We start from the raw sequence: 26536 nt of genomic DNA, 5'->3' as shown, positions 1-26536 counted from the left end.
TCGCTTATTCTTCTTTCAGGTGACGAACGGCCTTGGCCAATTCTTCAGGATCTTTCATAGAGACTAGCTTCGGAGGCTGCAAAGGGGTGAACCCTCCCGCCTCTTCGCTTGCCGCCTCCCGCTTAGGGGTAAGCAGGCCTTTCAATTCCTGATCCTCTTCAGGTGTACTAATATCAAGTTTGGCGCCAAGTGATTCACCATTATCGTACAGACCGGTTTCAGGGTCCGAGGATTCAGCGGGCTTACCGGCAATAAACCCCAATACCCATCTCAGGAGAAAAGCAAGCACAAACCAGATAATAAATCCGTAGATGCCCCGAATCAGGCTGGTTCCAAGCAGGTTCTGTCCCTGGTTTGCAAGAAATGTAAAAACAAATCCGATCAGCCCGGCCACAGCATTCAGCAATAGTTTCCTGCTCATGGCTATATTTCCTTCGGGTCTTTTTGAACGCTGCGGATAAAAATCACTCCGGTGTTGCAGGAGATTTCTATCGTACGCCCATAATTGCCACCCGTATCCTCCGCGATGAGCGGAATATGAAGATTATCAAGAGCAAGCTTGCATGATTCTACATTCCGAGGCCCGATCCTCATGGTGTCACTCCCTCCGGCAAAAGCAAACATCTGTGAGCCTCCGGCCATCTTGGCCACAATCCGGCTTCTAACTGCCCCCAGCCCCAACAGGCGGGCCAACAGCTCAGGGACTGCGGTATCTGCGAACTTGGCAATGTTCAGCTGTCCTTCCCGCGCAATCTCTGACGAAGGCAGCATGACATGCGCCATGCCAGCCAGCTTTTTACCGGGATCAAACAGAGTCAGACCTACGCAGGAGCCAAGACCCGTCGTACGGATAAGACTATCCTGACTGCCTACATTCAGATCCGCCATACCTACTTTAATAATGCTCTGTTCTTCAATCATTATCGAACGGTACTCCTAAGGCTTTGAATATTTTGGGGAACGATTCCGGATCGGGAATAAGGAAGAATTGTCCTTCAATTTCATTTTGGCCTTCTAGAAAAGTAGTATCAATCAGCAGCGCATCATCACCCATTTGACCGAATTGCAGCAGTCCGTAGCCCAGAATGGCTCCGGCCATATCCATCGCAAGCGCCGGTACTGTCGGGTACATGGACAGCGAGGTGAAGTCCGCCAGTGAAGAGAGGTAGGAGCCGGCCAGGATATTGCCGATCTCGCTTAGGGCGGATAACTCCATCTCACTCAGCTCATCGCCGCCGGAGATCTCAATTCCGGCAATCCGGCTGAGCAGGTTACTTGCCGCTTCCGGGCTAAGAATAAAGAACAGATTACCCGGGGCTTCCCCTTCAACGCGCAGGAATACCGCATACACCAGTTCTTCCGCTCCGCCTACCTTATCGGTGATCTCCTCGAAGCTGAGCAGCTGTACCTTCGGAACAGCCATATCAATCGGCTTATTGAGCAGCTGCGACAATGCGGTGGCAGCGTTGCCGGCTCCAATATTCCCGACTTCCTTGAGCACATCCATTTTGAAATCCTTGAAGTTCTTGAATAGCTCCATAGGCTAGCCCTCCAGGCTTTCGAGCTGTACAATTTCGCCCTTGTTGAGTACTTCAGACAGGTTGAGCATAATCAGCAGACGATCATCTCCTATTTTGGCCACCCCGTCCAGATACTTCGCCCGGATTCCCCCCACAACATCCGGCGGTACGTCAATGATATCACGGTTCAGGTCGATGACATCATTGGCTGAATCCACGATGAAGCCCACTTCCATATCATTGACATTTACAATAATAATCCGGGTCTGGTCCGTATGCTCTGCTTCCTCGATCCCGAAGCGTCCGCGGAGATCAATAACCGGAATAACGACACCGCGCAGGTTGATTACTCCTTTGATAAACGAATAGGTCTTCGGTACGCGGGTAATTGGCATCATGCGTTCAATCGTCTGGACCTTCTCTACCTCAATGCCGTATTCCTCAGTGCCAAGCTTGAATACAATGACTTTGATATCTTCAGCCATGGAATGACCCTCCCTGTTCTAACCTGATTATTTGATAAAAGCATTCGGATCGATAATGAGTGCAACCTGTCCGTCTCCAAGAATTGTAGCTCCCGAAATCCCTTGTACCTCAGGCAGATACTTGCCGAGATTCTTGATAACAATTTCGTTCTGGCCGATGAAGTCCTGCACAGCAAGAGCAACCAGCCGCTCTCCCTTACGCACGACCACGATCTCTGTCTCCTCTTCTGTGCTTTCATCATAGTCCGGAATGGAGAAGATCTTGCTCAGGGAGACCAGCGGAATGTGACTGCCCCGGAACTCCAGCATTTTGTTGCCGTGAATGGTCCGTACCTGGGATTGCTTCACAATTCCTGTTTCTACTATAGAAGACAGCGGAATGGCGTATTTCTCTGAGCCCAGGCGCACCAGCATTGCGGCAATGATCGACAGCGTGAGCGGAAGCTGAACAGAGAAGTTCGTACCTTTGCCCGGTGTGGAGTAGATAGTGACGTTGCCGCCCAGTGCTGTGATCTTCGCTTTGACCACATCCAGCCCGACCCCCCGGCCCGATACGTCCGAGATGACCTCAGCCGTACTGAAGCCTGGGGCAAATAACAGCTGGTAAGCTTCGTCATCCGACATCGTACCCGCCTGCTCCTGGGTAATTGCACCTTTTTTGACCGCAGACGCCAGTACATTCTTCGGATAGATCCCTTTGCCATCCTCTTCAATCTCAATGAAAACGTGATTGCCGCTATGGAATGCGCGAAGCTGAACGGTGCCTGTCTCCGGCTTGCCGGCAGCGATCCGGTCTGCAATGGATTCAATCCCGTGGTCAACCGCATTACGCAGCAGATGCACCAGCGGGTCGCCAATCTCATCAATCACGGTACGGTCAAGCTCCGTATCGGCCCCTGTGATGATTAAATCCACTTTCTTGTCCAGCGATTTGGCAAGGTCGCGGATCATCCGCGGGAACCGGTTAAATACGGTATCCACCGGAACCATGCGCAACTTCATGACAATATTCTGCAAATCTCCGCTGACCCGGCCCATATGCTCGACCGTTTCCGTAAGATCCCCGTTCTGGACTTCGGAAGCCAGCTGCTCCAGCCGGACGCGGTCAATCAGCAGCTCACTGAACAGATTCATCAGCACATCCAGACGCTCGATATCCACCCGGATGGTCCGGGAAGGAGACGGTGTTCCTCCTGCTCTCGCCGGAGCGGCTTTGCCGTTCTCTTCCTTGGCGTGCACGGAAGCCGCAGGAGAAGCATTATGGACAGCCTCGGGGGCAGCCTCCTGCACCGGAGCCGGGGCCACAGCTTCAGCCGTAGCCGCACTCTCTTGTCCCATCTGGCGCAGCGACTCCTGATCCAGCGCCACAGCCGTAACGGCATCAATCTCTGACAAATTCAGAATCATCTTCTGAATTTCACTTGCATCCTTTTGGGTTATGTAGTAGAGCGAGAATCCGTAGTCGAATTTCTCCTGCTCTATGTCCTGAACCGAAGGGAAGGATTTGACAACTTCTCCGGAACGCTCCAGGAGGTCGAACACCATGTATGCACGTACGGCCTTGAGCTGACAATCCTTGCGGATAGCCACATCCACATACAGCACCTGATGGCCTTCCTGCAGAGACTGCTCCAGCACAGAATACTGGAATTCATCCAGAAACACCTGGGCTGCAGAGGCATTACCGGACGCGGCTGCCGTTACTTCAGCAGCAGCTCCGCTGGCAGAAGGTACTTCTCCGCGGACGATCGCCTGCAGAGAAGAGACAATCGACGAGACATCGGCTTTACCGGCTCCCCCGCCGGTAATGTCCTCCACCATGGATTCCAGAGCGTCAATACTTTTGAATAGGGTATCAAAGATGAAATCCTGCATCCGCAGCTTGTTGTTGCGCACCAGATCGAGCACATTCTCCATCTGGTGCGTAAGCGAAGCCAAATCTTCAAAACCCATTGTAGCCGCCATACCTTTCAAGGTATGGGCAGAGCGGAAAATCACCTGGACAATGCTCAGATCCTCAGGATTTGCTTCCAGCCCCATCATGCTTTCGTTCAAGGACTGCAGATGATCATTTGACTCATCAATAAACATGGATAAGTATTGGTTCATGTCCATGAGCGGGTACCTCCCCTTCGAGTTCGCTTTTCGGTTATTTAACGGCTTGTACCAGCCTTGGAGCAATTTCTTGCAAAGGCAGGATGTATCTTACACACTTCAGCTCTACTGCAGACCGCGGCATCCCGTAAACCACACAGGTTTCTTCACTCTCGGCAAAGGTTGATGTCACCCCCGAATCGTAGAGTGCTTTCATCATACGGGCCCCATCGCTGCCCATCCCCGTCATAATGACCGCGTGACGTTCAAGCGAGGTAAGCTGCAATACCGATTCAAACAATGTATCTACAGACGGACGATGTCCATTACGGACCTCTTCCTTCGTAAGCTCTATCACATATTGTCCGCCGGCTCCAGCAACCACTCTCAAGTGGTATCCTCCGGGAGCAATGTAGGCCGCGCCCTGCCGGAGCACCATCCCGTGCTCCGCTTCAGCAACCTCCAGGCTGCTGAAGGTATTCAGCCGCTGGGCCAGCGACTTGGTGAAGTTAGGCGGCATATGCTGGACAATAACAATCGGCGCCGGGAAATCACCGGGTATATTCTCCAGGAACGCCTTCAGCGCTCTCGGGCCGCCGGTTGAACATCCCACAGCAACCAGCTTGCGTACTCCACGGGTTCCGCTTGCCTGGCTTCCTGAGGCTGCCGGAGGTTCGATGAACGAGCCTGCCGCAGTTTCAGCAGCTGCCCGCTGCCCAGGTATTCCAGCCCCCCGTTCCTCCCGGGGCCGGCTTTTGAACCGGTCGGTAGCCGGTTTGGCCACCTCAGGCAGCGGCTTAGCCACACGCCTCGTAACCGCCGGATCAGTGCCTTGCCCCGGCTTCCGTGTATCTGCCGGAGGTTCAAGCGTCGTTCTGCCCTTCGGCTTGTCTGCCCCTGGCAGCGGTGCCCGTAGTGTACCCGCTTCTTTGCTGAGCGGCTCCGGCTTCCGCTTGGCCGGCTCGATCACGGTTCGCGGAGCAGGCGGCTCTGCTGCCGGAAGCGGCGGCTCCGGCGCCTTGACGGCAGAAGCCCGGGCTTCCCGCTGCTCACGCGCCAGCATGGCCTCCTTCATCTGCTCGCGGAGGGATTCTCCGACAGCGATGATATCCTGGGAGTTTGAAATGGACGGCTTTCGGATGAAATCGAAAGCCCCCCACTCCAAGGCCAGTATGGTCTCCTTCATCCCCTGTTCATTGATGCCTGACAGCATAATGACGGGAAGCGGACGCTGGGCCATGATTATTTTCAGCGCCTCCAGGCCATTCATCTCAGGCATCTCCACATCCATGGTTACCAGATCCGGACGAAGCTCATTAACTTTCTCTATCGCCTCACGGCCGTTGGCAGCCGTTGCTGTTACTTGAAAGTCGGCATCGTTTTCGATTAAATCGGAAATGATCTTGCGCATAAATGCAGAATCATCCACAACCAGAACTTTATAGGGCCTCATAGCATTTCCACCTCTGTCCCTCGAATTCAGAACAATTATTTGTTTCGCTTCAACCACTTGCTGATAAATCCCTTGATGCCTTGAACTTTAGCGGTTTCTACTGAATCAGCAGCCAGATAGCTCAGCGCAAGCCTGTGCACATCCTTTGCTGCAATACTGTTCGGAAAAGCCACTGAGAATGGAATTTGTTTCTTCACTGCCTGGACTACATGCGGATCGCTGCTGATATAACCGAGGTACGGGAGTTCGAGCTGCAGGAACCGGCTGGCGGCCATGCGGATTTTGTCGCTGGTCACCCTGGCTTCCCGTTCATCCCCTGCCTGATTGACGATCAGCCTGAACGATACCTCCGGATGCGAGTTATGAACTACCTTCATAAGAGCATAAGCATCTGTAATGGCCGTAGGCTCGGGAGTGGTCACAACCAGGCAGTCGTCGGCAGAGGTGATAAATTTCATCGTCTCCTTAGATAGTCCCGCTCCTGTATCAAACAATATAAAATCCATCGTATCGGCAATGAGTGCAATCTGGGTGGTAAAGTAATTCAGATCCGCCTCTGAGAGCGCAAACAGCTCATCCATCCCGGAACCGCCTGCAATAAAAGGCAGGGATTGCGGTCCGAGCTGAATGATCTGTCCGATATCAGCTTCCCGTTTGAGCAGGTGGTACAGGTTGAACTTCGTGGACACACCCATAAGAACGTCGATATTAGCCATTCCGATATCTGCATCGAACAGCAGGACCTTACGCCCCATGGCCTTCAGTGCAAGCGCAAAGTTAAGGGTGAAATTCGACTTCCCGACTCCCCCCTTCCCGCTGCATACCGTAATGATGCGGGCGGACGCTCCGCTTCCGGAGGGTTGTCTGGAATCCTGGCTGGAAACCAGCCGTCTTAACGACTGCGCCTGGTCCATCATTCGCCCCCTGTTCCCAGCAGCATTCCGCTAATCTGTTCCAAGGTTGCCATAATGAGATCATCAGGAACATTCTGTCCATTGGTCATGTAGGACAACTTCAGCGGAAAATCATTCAGCACATTGAACAGCGGTCCGTAGCTCCCCGTTTCATCCAGCTTCGTAAAAACCACCTTATCCAGCTGGTATCTGCCGAAGTGCTCGGCGATTTTTTTCATATCACGGCTTTTGGAGGTTAAGCTGAGCACCAGTAAGGTCTCACTTTTGAGTTCCCTGGCCAGCAGACTCTGGAGTTCAGCCACCAGCATCTCGTTGCGGTAGTTCCGCCCAGCCGTATCCATAAGAATCAGATCGCAGCCTTCCAGCCGGAACATAGCCCGCTGCAGATCCCCCGGCGACTGGACAACCTCCAGCGGCATATTGAGAATGGATGCGTAGGTTCTAAGCTGCTCAACGGCGGATATGCGGTAAGTATCCGAGGTAATCAGACCCACCTTGCGGCCCTGCTTGAACAGCTGCTCCGCGGCCAGCTTGGCAATCGTTGTCGTCTTACCGACACCTGTCGGCCCGGCAATGTATACGATCCGGGTATCCGGTGCGATTCCGCCGGCAATACGGCCAGCCAGGAAACCGTCAATCTGCTCTCTAAGTACTTCTTCAAAATGCCCTGGAGCCCAAATGCTTCCCTCTTCACGATAACGCTCCAGAACTGTTCCAATCCATTCCTCTACAAGTACAGCGTCAGTCTCCTGATCTATCAGCCGGCTTTTCAAAGCCTCCAGCTCATCAGGCAGTTCTGCAGCCCCCGAGGAGTAACGGGCAATCCGTTCCATCCAGTGTTTCATATCCCGGATTTCCTTCAGCACATCACTCTCAGAGGAAGCGGCAACCGCCGGTTCAGGCTGTTCCGCCGCCAGCGATTCATAGATTGCTGCAAGCGCCTTCCGGCTCTCCTCGGGGTTCGGAACAGGGGGTTGCTCCCGGACGCTGTCCTCTGTGAGGATGTCCGGCGTTTCAGTTTTGGACAACCGGGGCATCACAGCGACACCTCCCCCCTGTTCGAGAGGATCAGCCAATGCAGCGGCAATCTCGGCAAAGCTCTTTCCAGCTGCCGCATCCTTCACCGTTACAGGCGGCGGGGCAGGGGCACCCGAAGCTGTGGCAGCCTTCTGATAGGCCTGCGGCACTGCACTCCGCGGTACATTCATCGGCTGTGCAGGAGCCTTCTCCTGCGCAGCCGCCTTTTGCCCGTCCTCCACCGCAGCTACCACTTCAATCTTCTTCTTCGTGAACATGCCCATGAATCCGCCAACTTTAATTTCTTTGGTGCTTAATATAACGGCATCGCTTCCAAGCTCGCTGCGGATAGAATGCATGGCGTCAGGCATCGTATCGACCACATAACGCTTCACTCTCATAAGTTCACCACCCCGACGCTTTGAATTTCAATATTGGGCTCAAGCTCGCTGTAAGACAACACCGGTATATCCTGCATGGTCCGTTCAATCACCTGCCGCAGGTACATACGAATCGTTGGAGATGTCAGTACAATCGGCTGCTGGCCGGATTGCAGGAGACGGTTAATCTGCTCGGTAAGCCGTTGATAGACGGTTTGAGTAGAGACCGGATCGAGCGCCAGATAACTGCCTTGCTCGGTCTGCTGCACACTTTCGGATATCTTTTTCTCAAGGCCGGGACCCACTGTAATTACGCGCAGGGTCTCCCCCGACTGCGAGAACTGCTGAGTGATCTGTCTGGAGAGCGATTGCCGCACATATTCAGTCAGAATATCAGGGTCCTTGGTATACGTACCGTAGTCGGCAAGAGTCTCGAAGATGGTAACAAGATCGCGGATCGAAATTTTCTCGCGCAGCAGCTTGCCCAGTACCTTCTGAATATCACCAACTGCAAGAATAGAAGGGATAAGCTCGTCCACCAGCACAGGATAATTCTCCCTGAGATTATCAACCAGCTGCTTCGTCTCCTGGCGGCCAAGCAATTCATGTCCATGCCTTTTGATCAGCTCTGTCAGATGTGTAGCTACAACAGAAGGAGGGTCAACGACGGTATAGCCTGATAATTCGGCCCGCTCCTTCACGGATTCATCAATCCATAAGGCCGGTAGCCCGAAGGATGGTTCAATAGTCTCAATCCCGCTAATCGACTCGTCATCATAACCAGGGCTCATGGCAAGATAGTGATTAAGTAATAATTCACCGCCGCCAACGTTATTTCCTTTAATTTTGATGACATATTCATTCGGTTTTAGTTGAATATTGTCGCGAATACGAATAACCGGCACCACCAGGCCCATCTCAAGTGCACATTGCCGTCGAATCATGATGATACGGTCGAGCAGATCGCCGCCTTGTCCCGTATCCGCCAGTGGAATCAGACCATAACCAAATTCGAATTCGATCGGGTCCACTGTAAGCAGATTAATGACACTTTCGGGACTTCGCACCTCTTCGATCTGCTTCTCCTCTACCAGCTGTTCATCAGCCATCTGCTGCCTGCTGGCCTTCTTCCCCATACTGTAAGCCGCATAACCCATCAGTCCCGCCAAAGGCAGTGTGGACATCACCGTGATCGGTGTGAAGAAGCCGAGAAATGCAATCGTCACCGCTACTATGTAAAGCAGCTTCGGGTAAGACAGCAATTGACCGGTCAAATCCTCGGCCAGATTGCCCTCCGATGCTGCCCGGGTTACGATCAGACCGGAAGCGGTGGAGATAAGCAATGCCGGAATCTGGCTGACCAGACCATCCCCGATCGTCAGTATGGAATAGGTCGAAAGCGCATCCTGGAAGGACATTCCGTGAATCGTCATCCCGATAATAAAGCCGCCGATCAGATTGATCAGCAGGATGATAATACTGGCAATGGCGTCCCCTTTAACGAATTTGCTCGCACCATCCATGGCTCCGAAGAAATCCGCCTCGCGTTCAACATTACGCCGGCGTTCGCGCGCCTGCTGCTCATTGATCATCCCTGCATTCAGATCCGCATCAATACTCATCTGCTTGCCGGGCATCGCATCCAGTGTAAAGCGTGCTCCCACCTCGGCAACGCGCTCTGAGCCTTTAGTGATAACAATAAACTGCACAACCACCAGAATCAGAAAGACGATGAAGCCTATAGCGATTTGTCCTCCTGCAATCCAGCTTCCGAATGTAGCAACCACCTCACCGGCATGACCATCACCAAGAATCAGTTTGGTAGTGGATATATTCAGCGCCAGCCGGAACAGCGTTGTGATCAGGAGCAGTGAAGGGAAAATCGAAAACTGGAGCGGGTCCTTGGTATTCATGGCGACCAATATAATGGTCAGGGCTATTGAAATGTTGACAATTAACAGTACATCCAAAAGCCAGACAGGGATGGGCAGAATCATCATAAGCACAATACCGATAACGCCCAGTAGAACTGTTAGATCTTTAGCTTTCAATGTCCTTAACCTCCCCCGGCTTATCTCCTCTTGCCTTTAAGCTTGTATACATAGGCCAGCACTTCGGCAACCGCCTGGAACAGATCGGCCGGAACTACATCACCGATCTCCGCTCTCTGAAATAACGCCCGTGCCAGCGGCTTATTCTCCATCGTTACAACACCATGCTCCTTGGCCAGCTCCCTGATGCGGAGCGCCACATAATCCTGGCCTTTGGCTATAATCTGCGGAGCCTCCATTTTGGAACCGTCATACTTCAGGGCGACCGCAAAGTGGGTCGGGTTCGTGATGATGACATCGGCCTTGGGGACCTCCTGCATCATCCGCTGCATCGCCATTCTGCGTTGACGCTCTCTGATCTTGCCTTTGATGATGGGGTCACCCTCCATCTTTTTGTACTCATCCTTAATGTCCTGCTTGGACATCTTCAGACTTTTCTCATGCTCGTACTTCTGATAGATATAGTCCAGTACAGCCATGATAAAAAGAGCTGCTGCAATCTTGATGCCCAGGCTCATCGTCAGCTTTGCAACGAAGCCGTACACACCTTCCGCATTGACATGCGCGAGGGAAGCAAAACTCTCCTTCTCCCCCCAAAGCGTACTGTAGACCAGATAGGCAATCAGAATGAGCTTGAAGACCGATTTGAGGAACTCCACAAACGAACGCATAGAGAAAATGTTCTTGAAGCCTTTGATGGGGTTGATCTTGCTGAACTTAGGCGTAAGCCCTTCGCCGGAAGCCATGAAGCCTACCTGTGCGAAGTTGACCACAAGCGCCAGAAGGAAAGTGATGCCCAGCAGCGGGGCGAGCAGAATCAGAATCTGCAGCCCGTACTGGTTGAACAGCGCGGAGATATTCTCCGGCGTCACTTCCATCATCATACGGTTCTGGAACACATCGGTGTACAGATTAATGAACCGTTCTTTCATGAAGCCGCCAAATACGCTCAGCGACAGCAGCGCCGAGAAAAGCACCACTGCACCGGATATTTCAGCGCTTTTTGCAACCTGCCCCTTCTTGCGGGCATCCTGCCGTTTCTTCGGGGTTGCTTTCTCTGTCTTATCTCCCCCGAACAGCTGAAGATCCAGCTTATATCTTTGCGGCTTTGCCATGACACTCTCTCCTTACCGTAGCCTAAGGACTCTTCCCGATGAGGCCAAGCAGATTGTGCATGGACTCAAACATAATCTCGAAGAGATTCTGGAACAACGCAGCCAGCCCCGGCATCAGGATAAGCAGCAACGCCAGACCTATAATGATTTTGAGCGGAACACCGATAACGAACACATTATATTGCGGCGCGGTTCTCGCCAGGAAGGCAAGACCCACATCCGTCAGGAAAAGTGCCGCAACCAGCGGAGCCGACATTTGAAAGGCCAGCATAAAGGATTGGGCAAAGGTGCGGACCAGAAACTCCGACAAGCTTCCACCCACCATTCTAAGGAACAGATCATTATCAATCGGCACCCATTTGTAACTGTACACAATGGCATCCAGCAGGTAGTGATGACCGTTCATACTCAGGAACAGCAGCAGCGCAATCATATACTTAAAGTTACCGATGATAGGCGCCGAAGCCCCGGTCATCGGGTCGATGACGTTAGCGATCCCGAACCCGATCTGAATATCAATGAAGGAGCCCGCAGTCTGAATCGTCATAAACATCAGGTAGGCGACAAACCCGAGCAACAGCCCGATTAGAGCCTCCCTGACAATCAGGAGGATGAAACTCAGATCCTGCGGAACGGTGACGTTCATGCTGCCTGAGCTGAAGATAACCATGGACACAAAAAAAGACAAACCAATTTTGAAGGTTGTCGGCACGCTTTGCGACGAAAAGACGGGAACGACAACAAAAAAGGCTGAAATTCGACAAAAAATCAACAGAAAGACAGGAAAACTTTGCATCAGTGTCTCTATATTCATAGTCTCAACCGATATACATATGGAGGCTGCCCAGAATTTGACTGGTGAAATCCACCAGCTTCGTTATGATCCACGGACCGAACAGCAGTAAAGCCAGCAGTACGGCAACGATTTTGGGAACAAACGCGAGGGTCTGCTCCTGAATCTGGGTTGTGGCTTGAAATATACTGACTATCAGTCCTACCACCAGACCAAGAATCAGCATGGGGGCGCTGGTCTCCAGCACCAAATATACGGCTTGGCCGGCCAGACCGATGACAAACTCCGCATTCATCCCTTATGCCTCCTCTTACATGTCAGGTGTTAAAACTTAGCAGCAGCGATTTGATTACAAGGTACCAGCCGTCCACCAGCACAAAGAGCATGATTTTGAAGGGTAAAGATATCATGACCGGCGGCAGCATCATCATCCCCATGGCCATGAGGGTACTGGACACCACGATATCAATAATGAGAAAAGGGATGAAAATCATAAATCCCATAGTAAACGCCTTTTTCATCTCACCAATCGCAAAAGCCGGCACAATAACGGTTAAAGGAATATCCTTATAGCTGGCCGGTTTGACCGTAGCGTTGTTGCCGGTATAGTTCATGAACAGCAGCAGGTCCTTCGTATTGGTCTGCTTGAACATGAATTCCTTAATCGGCTCCTGCGCTTTGTTCAGTGCTTCACTCTGGGTCAGCGTGCCCTTCATATAGGGCTGTAACGCCGTCTCGTTCACTGTTGCCAGAGTAGGAGACATAATAAACAGAGTCAAGAATAGAGCCAGTCCCACAAGCACCTGGTTCGGAGGCATCTGCTGGGTGCCGAGTGAAGTTCTTACAAATCCCAGTACGATCACTATCCGTGTGAAGCTGGTCATCAGCACCAGAAATGAAGGCGCTATGCTCAGAACCGTGACCAGAAGCAGGATAGATATGGAGCTTGTCCCCCCGCTCGAAGCGTCATTGTCCCCAACCTGTATGCTGATATTAGGAATCGGCTCGGCATGAACCGGATGCAGCAGCAGGATACTGAATATACCAAGCAGCAGTGCAGAAAGAATCAGCTTTTTTTTCATACATCCCCCGACTCTTTCTTAAGATCATCATCCCTAAGCAGTTCTTCCAGCTTCTCTTTACGCTCGGGCGCAAGGGCAAGCTTGGATTGCAGAGTCTCATAGAACGACGAAGTCTCGCTAAGCTCAATTTCCTGGGAAGGGATCTCACCGCGCAGCTTGGATTTGATTTTGGCGATTAGCGGTGTAATGATATTGCCCGTTCCTGCGTTCTGATCTTCAAAAGCGGAAATAATCAGCGCCACTTCAGCAGGATCGGTGATCTTATCCATCATGGATATGTTATCACCCACTCCAATCAGGTAGAGGCTGCCGCCAAGCTCTATGATCTGAATCGACTTATTCGGACCAAGTCCAAGCGCGCCCAGCGTACGAATGGAACGGCCGCTCATCAGGGTCTGATTGCGGCGTCCCAAAAAACGGATCAAAAGCACGATAAGAATAATAATTACGGCAAGAAAGAAGACAACTCTCAATAAATTCAGCAGGCCATTACCACTGTCTCCGAGCGTTCCGGAATTGGCTAACATACCTTGTTCCTATATACCCAGCGTTTTATTGATGGCTTCAATTACACGGTCTGCCTGGAAAGGCTTCACAATAAAGTCCTTGGCACCGGCTTGAATTGCATCAATGACCATAGCCTGCTGACCCATGGCTGAACACATGATGACTTTGGCATTGGCATCTACTTTTTTGATTTCTTTGAGGGCGGCGATTCCGTCCATTTCAGGCATGGTGATATCCATCGTGATCAGGTCCGGACGCAGTTCCTTAAATTTCTCTATAGCCTGTGAACCATCCTGGGCTTCACCCACTACCTCAAATCCGTTCTTCGACAAAATGTCCCGGATCATCATTCTCATAAATGCTGCATCGTCCACGATTAGAATTCGGTTAGCCATTTTTACAAAATCCTCCCTAAGTATGCTTATTGTAATTTTTGTATACGGTCCCACTGGCTGACGATATCCGTAACGCGGACACCGAAGTTTTCGTCGATAACTACGACTTCCCCCTTGGCAATGAGCTTGTTGTTGACCAGAATGTCAACAGGCTCGCCTGCCAGCTTGTCCAGTTCAATAATTGAACCTTGCGACATTTCCAGAATATCTTTGATCTGCTTCTGGGTCCTTCCTAATTCTACGGTTACCTTCAGTGGTATGTCCATCAATAAATTTAAATTGTTCTCGTCGATATTGCCGAAAGCGCCTGCACTCAGATTAGCAAATTGCACAGGCTGCACGTTCACATTGCGGCCCTGTGCCGGATTCTGAGGCGGAGCCTGCTGATATGGCATTCCTTGCGGCGGTGCTCCGTAAGGCGGCATCCCCGGCATCCCGTAGGCGGGCATTCCTGCCGGCGGATAATAATATCCCCCTTCCGGCATACCCGGATAAGGCGGCATCCCCTGACCCTGCGGCGGGTATCCCCCGGCCTCAGGCGCAGGCGTCTGCTGCTGAGCAGCAGGCTGTGCGGGTGCAGGCTCCGGTGCTGCAGCTGCCTGTGGCGGTGCCGCCGGCTTCGATGGGGCTTCAGCGGAGGACACAGCCGCCTCCTGGTCAGCCTGGCTGACATCGCCAAGCAGCATGGTTACCATATCCTTGGCGAATTGAACCGGCAGCAGCTGCATGATCGTGGAATCAATCAGGTCGCCGATTTTTAACCGGAACGAAATCTGGATCAGGGTTTCATCATCCGGAAGACTTCCTACCCCTTCTCCGCTGGACATGTTAAGAATATCTATGCCCGGCGGAGAAATATTGACGAATCTGTTAAAGATCGTCGACATGGAGGTAGCGGACGAGCCCATCATCTGATTCATGGCTTCCTGCACGGCGCTGATATGAATTTCATTCAGTTCCTCATCCTTCGGTTCACCTTCACCGCCAAGCATGAGATCGGCAATGACCTGGGCATCCCTGATTTTGATGACCAGGGAATTGATTCCCTGGAAGCCGTCCACATACTGAACGTGAACTGCCACATGGGGTTTGGGAAAGGCCTCTTCGAACTCTCCGCGGGTAATAATGGATACCTTGGGCGTTGTAATATCTACCTTCTTGCCCAGCAGCGTAGAGAGCGCAGTTGCCGCACTACCGAAGGTAATATTGCCGATCTCTCCCAGTGCATCCTGTTCAAATGGTGTTAAGTAATCATCCACTGTCTTTGGTGAAGGAGCCAAATTGCCTTCCGCAGACTGTCTGAGAAGAGCATCTATCTCTTCCTGGGACAAATAATCTTTACTCGTCAAACTCTTCAACCCCTTCGCTGACAATCTCGTCTATTTGCACAGCCACACGTTCTTTGATCATCCCAGGACTTCCGATGAATTTCAGCTTGTCCCCTACTTTGATCGACAGACCGGAATCCACAGTCTTGTTAAGAGAAATCACGTCGCCGATGCTGAGCCCGAGAAATTCAGCTATAGATAACCTCGATTCACCCAGCTCAGCCACGATCGGAAGCTGAGCGCGGTGAACCCGTGCCCGGATGGCTTCAAGCTCAACCTCATCCCGCACCTTCTTCTCGGAGACAAACCACTGGTGTACTGACAGCCTCGACATAATAGGCTCCAGAACAACGTGAGGGATACAAAGATTGATCATTCCCGTGGTATCCCCTATTTTGGTGCTGAGGGAGATCAGGGCAATCGTCTCATTCGGCGATACAATTTGCATGAACTGCGGATTCGTCTCTAGTGCTTCCATCCGGGGATGGATATCTAGCACGGTCTTCCAGGCTTCCTGCAGACTCTCAAAGCATCTGCTGAAAATCCTCTCCATTATCGTCGTCTCGATTTCAGTCAAAGCATTGATCTTGGAGGGCGCGGTTCCGAAGCCGCCGAGCAGCCGGTCTAGCATGGCAAACGCGATATTCGGATGGACCTCCATAACCATGCGTCCCTCTAACGGCTCGGCTTCAAAAATATTCAATATCGTCATTTTGGGAATGGAGCGGATAAACTCATCATAAGGGAGCTGCTCTACTTGAACGACATTGATCTGCACGAAGGTGCGCAATTGAGCCGAAAAGTACGTCGTAAGATAGCGGGCAAAGTTATCATGAATCCGGGTAAGACTGCGGATATGATCTTTAGAGAATCGTACGGCCCGTTTGAAATCATAAGAGCGGATTTTTTTCTGGGTTTCTTCTTTTTTAAGTTCGTCGGCATCCATTTCACCGGATGATAGTGCAGCGAGCAGAGCATCAATTTCGTTTTGTGATAGTACATCAACCAATTCAATCACCCCCCCATCAAAGAATTGACCCGCCGGCAGCCAGCTACATTGGCGCTAGAATGAATTTAGAGAATCCGATCTGGGTTATTGAACCCTCCGTCAGGTTCTTATTGATTAAATTCACCAGCTTGCTGCTGAATTGATCCTTGCCGCTGGCCCCGTTCAATTCCTCGGGCTTGGCATCGGCAATCGCCTTGATAATGATCGGCGTGATCTTTATGGCTTTTATTTTTTCGAATTCTTCCTTGGACTTCGCGGAATCCAGTTGCAGCGCGATGTCAATTGAAAGGATGTAATCGGGATCAGCAAGATTAGTTTTGATGTCTTTGATTTCGGCCGTCAACGCGACGATTTCATCGGCGCTCTGCTTCTTGGCCTCCACATTCTGGACAGCTTGGTTCACATCATTCGCATCACTCGGGAAAAACCTGTCCATTAGTAAGAATGCGGCTACTACGATCAGTGTAACGGCCAGCAATATCGTAATGAGCCACGGCAGCATCTTTTTCATGAAAGCTCCTCCATTGACTGGACTTTAATGGTGGCAGCATGTGTGCCTATGTCCCTGTTATATTCCTTGATCTTGCTAATGACCTCATCGGCCTTTTCAAGCACAATCAGCCTTTTGCCGGTTACCAGCGTAATATACGTATCCGGTGATTCCTCAACCATTTCAACCAGCAGGGCATTCAGCCACATTGCTGTCCCGTTCAATCTTGTTACCGAAATCATAACAGGCCCCCTAACAAAAATAGGGGGAGGAGTTCCTCCCCCACGACTGGTAATAACATTTCCGCCCTAGGCAAAACGTTATTATTATACAGCAAGTATATTATTATGGTACAAGCTTAACGCTTCAGGTTAACTACTTCCTGTAATACTTCATCAGAAGTGGTAATAATCCGCGAATTCGCCTGGAAACCGCGCTGGGTCACAATCATCTCCGTAAACTCACCGGTCAGATCCACATTGGACATTTCCAGCTGCCCGGCAACGATAGTACCTGTTCCCACTTCTGCATCATTGGCAGTCGTTGGCTCCAGTGCGCCTTCAGCATTTGCATTTAAGGACATCCGGTACAAGTTACCGCCGATTTTCTCAAGCCCCTGCGGGTTACTGACTTTGCCGATGCCGATCTGAACGCCTGCTGCAGTTGTACCATCAGCCATAGTCTGGACAATCGTACCGTCACTGGAGATAGAGAATGCAGTAACATCGTCAGCAAGCTGAATGGCTTCGCCGCCGGAATCCACGACATGCAAGCCATCGGATGTGATCAGGTTGCGGCTGGCATCCATATGGAAATCTCCGGCACGGGTCAGGAACGGAACATCCTGATCACCCGAGAGCTTCACCAGAAAGAATCCATCACCATCAATCCGCAGATCAGTAGGGTTATTGGTAGTCATCGCACTGCCGGCAGTATGCATCGTATCCACAGAGCCGATAGATACCCCAAGACCGATCTGTTTGGCATTGACCCCGCCTTGGCCCTCCTCCCCAGGTGCGGTAACCCCTGAGACGGTCTGGCTCATGATATCCTTGAACATTACGCGGCCGGATTTGAAACCGATAGTATTGACATTCGCAATATTGTTACCAATGACATCAAGCTTAGTCTGGAACCCGCGCATACCTGAAACTCCTGAGTACATGGATCTTAACATTATTTATCGTCCTCCCGGATATAGAGTCTTCTGACTCTTATGAATTTGAATGATGCTTCTGAAGCGATGGCCGCGTCAGTCGGTCGGCGGCCACTTTCGGCTCTCCAGTCAGGACCAGCCGGTTCAAGATATAATAACTGCACTGTCAATCTGCGTGAATACATTGTCTTTCATGGAATTGCCATCCATAGCCGTAACTACTGTCCTGTTCGCAACACTTACAATCAACGCCATGTCTTTCATAAGAATCAGCGATTCTTTGCTGCCTTTGGCGGCTGCTTTATCTACCGCAGATGAGATTTGGTCCAACTGGCGGCTGCCAAGCTCGATTCCCCGCTGTTCCAGACGTTTCGTTGCATGGTTGCTGAACTTCAGCATATTCTTCTGGAGCACACTCTCGAACGACGCCTCGGGACTTGATGAACCCTTAACAGATTGCTGACGCTGCAGAGCCGAAGGATGTACAGAGGATGGATATAACTGTCCGATAGTTATTCTGTCGCTCATGTGGCTTCCCCGCTCTCCCCGGCGCCTGTTGCAGGATCATTGGCTGCTGGGGGTTCATTGACCGCTTCCGGTTCTTTGCCGGCATTCTGGATTTGCATAATATCGGTTAGAGCAATCCGCTCTTTGCCTACCACCGCGTACTGCACACCGCTGCTGACAACTATGGATTCCACATTGCCTGATTTCGGCAATTTGGTCTCGGCATCTGTCCAGGTGATATCTTTGCCGATCAGGCCGGATACAGAACCAAGAGACTGATTCAGCGCCGTAAGCTGGGTTGAGATGTTCATAAGCTGCTCCACGGAGGAGAACTGGGCCATCTGAGCGATGAATTCCTTATCTTCCATCGGCTGCATCGGGTCCTGATTCTGCAGCTGGGTAATCAGTATTTTCAAGAACTGATCCTTGCCCAGTGTAGAGGTACCGGTTGTTTTGGGCGTCTTTGTATCCGATACATAATTCCACTGATTGCTGTTTGAGACTGGAGTTGTTGCCATATTAATTCACCTCGCTTGTCCTGTTCATTAAACCTTCGCTGAGAATCCGCCGCTCTGGCTATTCTCCTGCTGAGCCGCCGAAACCCAATCTTTCCATTCTCCGCTAAGCTCTGCTGCCAGCACTGCATCTGCGGATTCTTCCTGGCGTTCCCGCGGGCGTCTGCCTTGCTGTTGTCCGCCCGTCCCCGCCTGTTGACCCTGCTGTCCAGCCCACTCTGACTGAGGGGAGTTGTTATTCTGCGTGACTTCCAGCCGTTCTACCTGAAGTCCCTGGGACTGCAAAGCCAATCGAAGCTGGCTCATCTGCTGCTCAAGCATATCCTTGGTCCCGGCGTGCTGGGTCAGGAACTGTGCAATCAGATTTCCGTTTTGCATGGTAATCTTCACATCCACTTGTCCAAGGTTCTCCGGAAATAACGTAATGGTAGCTTCAGCTACTCCGCCTTTTTGGACAATCTCAAGCTTGCCGCTGATGAACGTATTCATCTGCTGGGCGAATTGCTGAACCGGCACCGGTGCTGCTTCCGCCTTCAAAGGCGCCGTAATTCCGCCGCGCAGAGACAACTGTCCAGCCGTTACAACTTCCGGCTCCTGGGTTACCGCTTCGCCTGCGGGCAGAGTCTCTTCAGCAGCCCCCGCCTCCTTCAATACAGCAGCTATCCCTGTGATAACAGGAGCAGATACTTCATCTGCAGCTACAGCTTCGGCGGTGCCGGCCACTGCCGCTGCATTCAACATGGAACCAGTGCTCGCTGAAGCCCCCAATAGCTTGCGGACATCCGCTGCCAAATCGGCTTTGTTATACATTTGCACTTCAGGCTCGGTCCCTATTGTCTGCTTAGGCATCGCTGCCGGAGCCTCAACAATTGCCGTAGGCTTGGCAGTCTTGGCCTTGTTATCGGCAGGAACACTCTCCGCCAGAATAGCCGAGAATTGACTCAGAAGCACAGCCCCTTTGGCTGCTGTATCTTGATCGCCGCTTACTGCCGCATCCTGAACCAGCTGAACCAGGCTGTTCAGTTCGTCTTGAACCGCAAACCGCAAGGTTTCAGGATTCCGGGCAAGCGGTGATAAGCTGCCGGGAGCATCTGCGTTACTCTCAGTTCCACCCTCTTGAACTGCAGGAGTACTGCCGGATACAAGGGCAGATACTTGAAGCAGCCAGCCCTGAAGCGCTGCAAGCAGTGCCGGATCAGCCTCCAGACTGGCGTCCAGGTTCTCCATGTCTTGTTCAAGACCTTCCAGAAGGCTTGCTTTCTTAACCTCTGCACTCCCAGTCTCTTCTCCCTGAGCTTGTACAGCATTCAGGAGTCCCTGCAGCAATGAAGCCAAATTACCGGTTACAGGGGTCTCAGAGCCTGTAGTCGCGGCAGCTCCCATCATGCTCTGAACCAGAGTCTGGGCAAAAGCTGTTGCCGGGCTCGCCGTCCCGGTTGTCCCCGGTGTTGTCCCTCCGGCAGCAGCCAGATTACCTGCGGTTAACGTTTGTACAATTAAACTCATCTTTTTCACCTCCCTTCAATCATTATTTTCCGCCCATCAGACGGTTTACAATTTTGGCAGTCTGCTTGCTGTCTTTCTTGGTCATCTCCCCCAGAATAGAGGAACGGACGGTGTCACTGACGGAATTCAGAACAGTAATGACCTTATCCGGGCTGAGGCTGTACATGGAACCAAGCAGCACTGCTGCATCCGCAGCCGGCATGCTGGTGAACGTCTGGCTGAGCTTCTCCTGATCCAGATTGGCTGAAGGTTTAGCAGGGGTTGTACCTGCCTCCTGCTTCAATCTGGATTGAAGGGCTGCAATAGCCATATCGGTTGAATTTGTGGTTTCTTTTAGCTTTATGGATACATCGGCAGCTTTTTTGGCATCCATTTTCTCCAAGATGGCTGACTTGCTGGCATTACTCATCACACTGAAGATCTGAACCATCTCATCTGTAGTCAGATTCTCCATAATCGGGGCTGCCTTGGAAGCCTTCATTCCGGCGTACAGCTTGGCAAGATCCTTCACTTTCTTCAGATACGGATCTTCTTCCTCCTCGGTAGCTGCCGCTGTTGCCGCTGCGATCTTCAAGCCGTCAATCTGCTTCTGAAGGGCTTCTGCCTTGGTGATCTCCGCTGCTTTGTCTTCTTCAGCCTTCTTCAGCTTCTCCCCTTGCTCGGTTAGCTGTGCTTTGAGCTCTTTGATCGTGCTCTCGGAGCTGGCAGCCTGCTCTTTACTCTCTGCTGGCGGATTCTCCGCTGCTCCACCCGGTGCAGCTGGGTCCGGCGGCGGATCAGGCACCCACTTCTCAACGATAGGAATTTTGTTGGCAATCGCCAGTACATTCTGGCGGATGTCCATATTAAATAGGGTTAACAGTACGCCAAGCAATACAAGCGTAAAGATGATCGGAATCATCAAAAACAAGAAACGCTCCAGCTTGCCTGCCGACCCTTCATCTTCAAGTTCCATTTGATTATTTGCCACTAGCGGAAACCTCCCGGGTTAGAGGGATTTCATCGCGAAGCGGACGGTAGCCATCTCATCCAGTTCGTTTTGTTCCCGTAAACTCATATTCTGCATAAATGCGGTCTGTGCCTTGTCTTTGGCTTTGAGCCATACCTTCTCATCAAGAACCTTCGTACTCAGGTTGTCCTGCTTACTCTGAACCTCGATATGCGCCCGGCTGATATCAGAAAGCTTCCGGGCGATGCATTTGTCGAGATAATCCATGTAATCCTGCATTTCACGAAGCTTGGCCATCGGTGTCTTCTGCTGTGCCGCACTTTGCAAAGACGACATCAGCGAGTTGCGCTGGTCGATTAATTCATCCAGACTTTTTTCCTGTGCCTGCAGTTCTCCGAGCGCGCTTGAGAGCATCCACTCTGCCTGTGTTTTTTCGTTACCCTTCAAGTCCACCACTTTTTGAAAAGTATAATGGAATCTCATGATCAATCAACTCCTCGAGAACTGTGAAATTAAAGACTGCTGCACTTCACTAAGGGTTACTTTCTCATTCACCTTTTGCTTGGTGAAATCCCAGATGCTGTCGATGTAATGCATCGACTCATCAATTTGCGCGTTCGAGCCTCTTTGGTAAGCACCGATGTTGATCAGATCCTCGGAATCCTTGTACACCGCCATCAGGCGCTTCACATTCTCGGCCGCTGCAATCTGCTCCTCCGGTGCGATATCCTTCATCACCCGGCTGATGCTGGAGAGAACATCTATCGCCGGGAAATGCCCCTTATTGGCGATATTACGATTCAGAACAATATGCCCGTCCAGAATTCCGCGCACAGCGTCAGCGATAGGCTCGTTCATATCGTCACCGTCAACCAGCACGGTGTAGAATGCGGTAATTGACCCTGTCGGGCCGGTCCCGGCCCGTTCCAGCAGCTTAGGGAGACTGGCGAACACAGACGGGGTATATCCTCTCATAGCCGGAGGCTCTCCTACAGCCAGCCCCACCTCACGCTGTGCCATGGCATAACGCGTAACCGAGTCCATCATCAGCATGACATTCAGTCCGCGGTCACGGAAGTACTCGGCGATCGTAGTGGCAATCAGAGCCCCTTTGATCCGGATTAGCGCCGGCTGATCCGAAGTGGCAACAATGACTACCGAACGCTGAAGGCCCTCCGGCCCCAGGTCACGTTCAATGAAATCAAGCACCTCTCTGCCCCGCTCGCCGATCAGGGCGATGACATTCACATCCGCGGAGGTGTTGCGGGCAATCATCCCCATCAGAGTACTCTTGCCGACACCTGAACCTGCAAAAATCCCTACACGCTGACCTTTGCCGATGGTCAGAAGTCCGTCAATAGCCCTTACTCCGATGCTGATCGGTTCCGCGACCCGCGGGCGGTTAAGCGGATTGGACGGGATGTTGAAGGTTGAGCTATGCGGCATCCTGGCCGGTATGAGTGAACCGTCCAACGGTTGTCCCAGACCGTCAAGGACCTTGCCCAGCAGTTCAGAGCCTACTTGAACACTCAGCGGCTTGCCGGTGCCCACCACATCACAGCCCGGACCAATCGCCTGAAGTTCTCCAAGCGGCATAAGCAGCACCTTGTTGTCACGAAAGCCCACAACCTCTGCCTGGAGCGGCTTGGTTCCCTTGGCAGGATAGATATAACAGACATCGCCTATGCTGGCGTCAGGCCCTTCCGACTCCACCATCAGCCCGATAACCTGGGTCACCTTGCCGTTAATCCGTACCGGGTCGAAGTTACGCAGCTGTTCCTTGTATCTTCCGCTGTCAAGCATCGTCGTCCCCATTTCCGTGTTCATCCGAGTCCAGCGCGATTCTGAGCAACTCTTTTTTGATTTCGGACAGTTGGGTATCGACACGCGCGTCGATGCTGCCGAAGGAGGACCGGATCACACACCCCTGGTCTCTGACTGTGGAATCCGGCAGAATCTGCAGCTCAGCCTGCGAGTCTACAGCAAGCGAGAGCTCTTCCCTCGCCGCATTGACAAAGGCAAACTGCGCCGGGGAGACACATAAAGAGATCAGCCCCTGCTCGCGCTTGCGGGCCAGATTCTTACGAATCAGGTCCATCGCAAACTGCGGTTCAACCGTGAGCTGCCTGTCCACGATTTTCTCGGCAATACTGCAGCTAAGCTCCACCAGAAATGGTTCAGCCTCCTGAATAATCACATCTTTTGCCCGGTACGCTTCCTGAAGCACAGTGCGTGCTTCTTCCATCATCTCGGCAAGGCGCCGGGACATCTCCTGTTCAGCCTGCGCCAGGCCTTCCTGGTAGCCTTGCTGATATCCTTCGGATTTGACAGCCTCTATCAGCAGCTCATCCTGCTCCCTGCGCTGCCGCCACCACTCTTCAGCTTCCGTCCGTGCTGATTCCACAATATTCTCAGCTTCCTGGGAGGCGTTCCGGACTTGGCCTTCGGCGAACTCCTGGGCATCCTTCAGCATTTGCTTGCGGGACTGCTCCGCCGCCTCTCTGGCGGGGTCCTGATAGTGAACCTCACCCGGAGCCTCCTCATGAGCAGGCTCTTCGGTAAGTCCTGCATGATGTCTGGCCTGCTCCAGCCGCTTCAGCACATCTACCGGAATATATTGAGAATGTTTGATCAGCTTAGACAATAATGTCATCTCCTCCGCCACGGGCGATGATAATTTCACCAGACTCCTCGAGTCTGCGGATCGTGCCTACGATGCGTGTCTGTGCTTCTTCCACATCACGCAGCCGCACGGGCCCCATGTACTCCATTTCCTCGCGGAAGGTCTCGGCCATACGCTTGGACATGTTGCGGAAAATAACATCCCGCACTTCCTCGCTGGCCACCTTGAGCGCAAGCTGCAAATCCGCATTGTCGATATCCTTGATGATCCGCTGGATGGAACGGTTGTCCACATTGACGATATCCTCGAAGACGAACATCCGCTTCTTGATTTCTTCAGCCAGCTCAGGGTCCTGAATTTCCAGGGAATCGAGAATCGTACGCTCTGTCCCGCGGTCAACACCGTTCAGAATCTGCACGATGGATTCGATACCGCCGGCATTCGTATAATCCTGGGTAACTGTAGCAGACAGCTTCTGCTCCAGTACCCGTTCGATCTGGGTGACCACCTCTGGAGAGGTGCTGTCCATAATGGCAATTCTCCGGGCTACCTCAGCCTGCTTCTCCTGCGGCAGGGAAGACAGGATAGACGCCGCCTGTTCAAATTGCAGATAAGAGAGTACAAGGGCAATGGTCTGTACATTTTCATTCTGGATAAAGTTGAGAATCTGGTTCGGGTCCGCTTTGCGGGCGAAGTCGAAAGGTCTTACCTGAAGCGTGGCTGTCAGGCGGTTGATCACTTCGAGCGCCTTGGCGGAGCCGAGTGCTTTCTCCAGGATCTCCTTGGCATAATTAATACCGCCTTGCGAGATATACTCCTGGGCGAGACAGATTTGATGGAATTCAGACATGATCGACTCTTTTTCGCCGCTGTCCACTTTGCGGACATTGGCAATCTCCAGAGTCAGCTGTTCAATCTCCTCATCCCGCAAATGCTTGAATATTTGTGCCGATACTTCAGGCCCTAGTGTGATAAGCAGGATAGCCGCCTTTTGGCGGCCGCTAAGTCCCTGCTGGCCAGCTTTTGCCATTCCTTCACCTCTGTTCTTCAGCGAGCCATGTACGTAGCAGATTTACGAATTCATCCGGCTTCTTCTTCGCCAGACTTTCCAGCTGCTTGCGGACCTGACTTTCATTCGTCACGCTATCCATGTTAATAGATGGAAACTCGGTAGGAACCTGCAGCGGAATATCTTCCTCCACTTCTTCCTCCTGCTTGCTCTTGCGGCTGCGGTAGATCAGGTAACCACCGCCTGCACCGACCAGTAAGGCGGCTGCACCAATGGCCCAGATCATCCAGGTTGCAAGTCCGCCGGATGTGTCATCCGCAGTAGTACTTCCAAATTGTTGCGAGTATACCGAAACTTTTTTGGTTAGATCGGCGTCTGTATAAGTGATACCCGAATCTGCTAATGAGGCACGGACAATATTAACCAGAATGTTCTGGATTGCTCCTGAAGTAGCTTCGTCCAAAGATGTTTGTCCTGCAGGTGGTTCAACCGCAACATTTATGGTTAAATCTTTTACAGTATATGGACTTGCAATAATATCTTTCGTAATTCTGGTCACTTCAAAATTCCTTGTCTCCGACGATTCCTCAGAAGAAGAAGCACCTGTGTCAGCCCCCGCAGGATAACCTGCAACATCTTCAGACCCTGTACCTGCAACTCCTCCGGATGCGTTACCTTGACCCGAATACGTCTTGCTGATAATTTGCGAGCTGATCTCAATCCCTTTCATATTCTCAGCATCTACCGGTACTACGATATCTTCCTTTCTGTTCTCCTTATCGAAGTTAAGCTTGGAGAACACCAGGACATCTACCTTATCCGGACCTGTGAGGGTACTCAGGAATTGCTTGACATCCTTTTTGACGTCGTCTTCAAATTTCTTCTTCAGTGCGAAGTTCTCTTCAACCTGGCTTGCGACACCTGCCTGGCCGCCCTTGGCCGTAGGTCTCAGCTCTACCTCGTTGTTGGTGATGGTAATATTATCAATCGGCAGATTCGGAACAGCAGTCTTTACGAGATTGAAGTACCCGTCGATATTCTCCTGTGAAGGCCGGAAGCCCGGATCGAAGCTCATAACAACGGAAGCCAGCGCCTTCTCCTGATCTTCCTGTGCAGCGAACACCGTTTCCTTCGGAAGAGTAATGAGAACCTTGACGTCTTTGATCCCCTGCATTCTTCTCATCAATTGTTCAACTTCACCATTAAGCGCATTGTTGTATTTAACATTGAATTCACTGTCTGTAGTTCCGATCATGGAAGATGATTCATTGAACACCTTGTACCCGATAGAACCCTGCTGCACAATCCCCTGAGAACCAACAGCTATCTTGATGCGCGCAGCGTCAGTACTGGGTACTGAGATGCTTTTGCCATCCGGGCTAAGACGGTAAGAAATCCCTGATGTATCCAAATAACTCATAACCCCTGCTGAATCGGTACTGTTCAGATCCTGAAAAGCAACTTCGTATTCTACCTTCGATAACTGCGTAGTCGTTACTACGATTACTATTATGATGATAAACAGAGTAGAGAAAAATAAGATCTTCTGTTTACCGCTGAATCTGTTCCAATACAGGGTTATCTTCTCCCGGTACTGGGCCAATCTTTCATTCACAGTGTCACCCCATCCGAAACGTA

At 51.7% G+C, this 26536-nt stretch carries 29 protein-coding genes; all 29 read right to left on the bottom strand.

Annotation, left to right across the window (positions count from 1 at the left end; genetic code table 11):
• Positions 1 to 4: 4 nt before the first annotated feature.
• Positions 5 to 421 carry a hypothetical protein gene (locus tag HQN87_RS12740; protein ID WP_173133238.1) on the bottom strand — a complete coding sequence of 139 codons (417 nt, stop codon included), beginning with the start codon at positions 419 to 421 and terminating at the stop codon, positions 5 to 7.
• A 2-nt stretch (positions 422 to 423) separates the two neighbouring features.
• The gene (locus HQN87_RS12735; protein WP_173133236.1) at positions 424 to 921 is read right to left on the bottom strand and encodes a chemotaxis protein CheD; all 498 of its coding nucleotides are present in this window, start codon (positions 919 to 921) and stop codon (positions 424 to 426) included.
• Positions 914 to 1540 carry a chemotaxis protein CheC gene (locus tag HQN87_RS12730; RefSeq protein WP_173133234.1) on the bottom strand — a complete coding sequence of 209 codons (627 nt, stop codon included), beginning with the start codon at positions 1538 to 1540 and terminating at the stop codon, positions 914 to 916. Before HQN87_RS12730 ends, HQN87_RS12735 begins: the two co-directional genes overlap by 8 nt.
• Before the next feature lie 3 nt (positions 1541 to 1543).
• On the bottom strand, positions 1544 to 2005 hold the full coding sequence (locus HQN87_RS12725; RefSeq protein WP_173133232.1) for a chemotaxis protein CheW: 462 nt from the start codon (positions 2003 to 2005) through the stop codon (positions 1544 to 1546).
• A gap of 27 nt (positions 2006 to 2032) precedes the next feature.
• Positions 2033 to 4120 carry a chemotaxis protein CheA gene (locus HQN87_RS12720; RefSeq protein ID WP_173133229.1) on the bottom strand — a complete coding sequence of 696 codons (2088 nt, stop codon included), beginning with the start codon at positions 4118 to 4120 and terminating at the stop codon, positions 2033 to 2035.
• A gap of 34 nt (positions 4121 to 4154) precedes the next feature.
• Positions 4155 to 5552, bottom strand: a complete 1398-nt coding sequence (locus HQN87_RS12715) for a protein-glutamate methylesterase/protein-glutamine glutaminase (RefSeq protein WP_173133226.1) — start codon at positions 5550 to 5552, stop codon at positions 4155 to 4157.
• A 35-nt stretch (positions 5553 to 5587) separates the two neighbouring features.
• Positions 5588 to 6469, bottom strand: a complete 882-nt coding sequence (locus HQN87_RS12710) for a MinD/ParA family protein (RefSeq protein ID WP_173133222.1) — start codon at positions 6467 to 6469, stop codon at positions 5588 to 5590.
• Positions 6466 to 7884, bottom strand: a complete 1419-nt coding sequence (gene flhF / locus HQN87_RS12705; RefSeq protein WP_173133219.1) for a flagellar biosynthesis GTPase FlhF — start codon at positions 7882 to 7884, stop codon at positions 6466 to 6468. The genes HQN87_RS12710 and flhF overlap by 4 nt, the downstream gene beginning before the upstream one ends.
• Entirely contained in the window at positions 7881 to 9914 is a 2034-nt protein-coding gene (gene flhA / locus HQN87_RS12700) for a flagellar biosynthesis protein FlhA (protein ID WP_173133216.1), read from the bottom strand. Before flhA ends, flhF begins: the two co-directional genes overlap by 4 nt.
• A 20-nt stretch (positions 9915 to 9934) precedes the next feature.
• Positions 9935 to 11029, bottom strand: coding sequence for a flagellar biosynthesis protein FlhB (gene flhB, locus HQN87_RS12695; protein ID WP_173133213.1), 1095 nt, complete (start codon positions 11027 to 11029; stop codon positions 9935 to 9937).
• Positions 11030 to 11051: 22 nt separating this feature from the next.
• Positions 11052 to 11843 (bottom strand): flagellar biosynthetic protein FliR, encoded by a 792-nt coding sequence (gene fliR / locus HQN87_RS12690; RefSeq protein WP_173133210.1) that lies wholly within the window; start codon positions 11841 to 11843, stop codon positions 11052 to 11054.
• 4 nt (positions 11844 to 11847) lie between these two features.
• Positions 11848 to 12117 carry a flagellar biosynthesis protein FliQ gene (gene fliQ, locus HQN87_RS12685; protein ID WP_173133207.1) on the bottom strand — a complete coding sequence of 90 codons (270 nt, stop codon included), beginning with the start codon at positions 12115 to 12117 and terminating at the stop codon, positions 11848 to 11850.
• Between the two features lie 22 nt (positions 12118 to 12139).
• Positions 12140 to 12904 carry a flagellar type III secretion system pore protein FliP gene (gene fliP / locus HQN87_RS12680; protein ID WP_173133204.1) on the bottom strand — a complete coding sequence of 255 codons (765 nt, stop codon included), beginning with the start codon at positions 12902 to 12904 and terminating at the stop codon, positions 12140 to 12142.
• Positions 12901 to 13377, bottom strand: a complete 477-nt coding sequence (locus tag HQN87_RS12675) for a flagellar biosynthetic protein FliO (protein WP_246552765.1) — start codon at positions 13375 to 13377, stop codon at positions 12901 to 12903. Before HQN87_RS12675 ends, fliP begins: the two co-directional genes overlap by 4 nt.
• A 63-nt stretch (positions 13378 to 13440) precedes the next feature.
• Entirely contained in the window at positions 13441 to 13806 is a 366-nt protein-coding gene (locus tag HQN87_RS12670) for a response regulator (protein WP_036692515.1), read from the bottom strand.
• 26 nt (positions 13807 to 13832) lie between these two features.
• Entirely contained in the window at positions 13833 to 15155 is a 1323-nt protein-coding gene (gene fliY, locus HQN87_RS12665; RefSeq protein WP_173133199.1) for a flagellar motor switch phosphatase FliY, read from the bottom strand.
• A complete protein-coding gene (gene fliM / locus HQN87_RS12660; protein ID WP_173133196.1) occupies positions 15145 to 16143 on the bottom strand; it encodes a flagellar motor switch protein FliM in 999 nt (332 codons plus the stop codon). Before fliM ends, fliY begins: the two co-directional genes overlap by 11 nt.
• 43 nt (positions 16144 to 16186) lie before the next feature.
• Positions 16187 to 16654, bottom strand: coding sequence for a flagellar basal body-associated FliL family protein (locus HQN87_RS12655; protein ID WP_173133193.1), 468 nt, complete (start codon positions 16652 to 16654; stop codon positions 16187 to 16189).
• Positions 16651 to 16875, bottom strand: coding sequence for a flagellar FlbD family protein (locus tag HQN87_RS12650; RefSeq protein ID WP_173133190.1), 225 nt, complete (start codon positions 16873 to 16875; stop codon positions 16651 to 16653). The genes HQN87_RS12655 and HQN87_RS12650 overlap by 4 nt, the downstream gene beginning before the upstream one ends.
• Positions 16876 to 16991: 116 nt before the next feature.
• Positions 16992 to 17810, bottom strand: coding sequence for a flagellar basal body rod protein FlgG (gene flgG, locus HQN87_RS12645; RefSeq protein ID WP_173133185.1), 819 nt, complete (start codon positions 17808 to 17810; stop codon positions 16992 to 16994).
• Positions 17811 to 17933: 123 nt separating this feature from the next.
• A complete protein-coding gene (locus tag HQN87_RS12640) occupies positions 17934 to 18317 on the bottom strand; it encodes a TIGR02530 family flagellar biosynthesis protein (protein ID WP_173133182.1) in 384 nt (127 codons plus the stop codon).
• Entirely contained in the window at positions 18314 to 18814 is a 501-nt protein-coding gene (locus HQN87_RS12635) for a flagellar hook capping FlgD N-terminal domain-containing protein (protein ID WP_173133179.1), read from the bottom strand. Before HQN87_RS12635 ends, HQN87_RS12640 begins: the two co-directional genes overlap by 4 nt.
• Before the next feature lie 27 nt (positions 18815 to 18841).
• Positions 18842 to 20317 carry a flagellar hook-length control protein FliK gene (locus HQN87_RS12630; RefSeq protein WP_173133176.1) on the bottom strand — a complete coding sequence of 492 codons (1476 nt, stop codon included), beginning with the start codon at positions 20315 to 20317 and terminating at the stop codon, positions 18842 to 18844.
• A gap of 22 nt (positions 20318 to 20339) precedes the next feature.
• The gene (locus HQN87_RS12625; RefSeq protein WP_367272713.1) at positions 20340 to 21287 is read right to left on the bottom strand and encodes a MotE family protein; all 948 of its coding nucleotides are present in this window, start codon (positions 21285 to 21287) and stop codon (positions 20340 to 20342) included.
• A gap of 18 nt (positions 21288 to 21305) precedes the next feature.
• Positions 21306 to 21749, bottom strand: a complete 444-nt coding sequence (fliJ, locus tag HQN87_RS12620) for a flagellar export protein FliJ (protein WP_173133173.1) — start codon at positions 21747 to 21749, stop codon at positions 21306 to 21308.
• Between the two features lie 6 nt (positions 21750 to 21755).
• The gene (fliI, locus tag HQN87_RS12615) at positions 21756 to 23069 is read right to left on the bottom strand and encodes a flagellar protein export ATPase FliI (protein WP_173133697.1); all 1314 of its coding nucleotides are present in this window, start codon (positions 23067 to 23069) and stop codon (positions 21756 to 21758) included.
• Positions 23062 to 23910 (bottom strand): FliH/SctL family protein, encoded by an 849-nt coding sequence (locus HQN87_RS12610; protein WP_173133700.1) that lies wholly within the window; start codon positions 23908 to 23910, stop codon positions 23062 to 23064. The genes fliI and HQN87_RS12610 overlap by 8 nt, the downstream gene beginning before the upstream one ends.
• A complete protein-coding gene (gene fliG, locus HQN87_RS12605) occupies positions 23903 to 24919 on the bottom strand; it encodes a flagellar motor switch protein FliG (RefSeq protein ID WP_173133170.1) in 1017 nt (338 codons plus the stop codon). Before fliG ends, HQN87_RS12610 begins: the two co-directional genes overlap by 8 nt.
• Positions 24920 to 24923: 4 nt before the next feature.
• Positions 24924 to 26513 (bottom strand): flagellar basal-body MS-ring/collar protein FliF, encoded by a 1590-nt coding sequence (fliF, locus tag HQN87_RS12600; RefSeq protein ID WP_173133167.1) that lies wholly within the window; start codon positions 26511 to 26513, stop codon positions 24924 to 24926.
• Positions 26514 to 26536 lie beyond the last annotated feature (23 nt).

The sequence above is a fragment of the Paenibacillus tritici genome, from assembly GCF_013204885.1.
GTDB classification, from domain to species: Bacteria; Bacillota; Bacilli; order Paenibacillales; family Paenibacillaceae; genus Paenibacillus_AQ; species Paenibacillus_AQ tritici.
The sequence above is the reverse complement of the archived record's forward strand: the minus strand, read 5'-3'. Positions and strand labels throughout refer to the sequence as shown.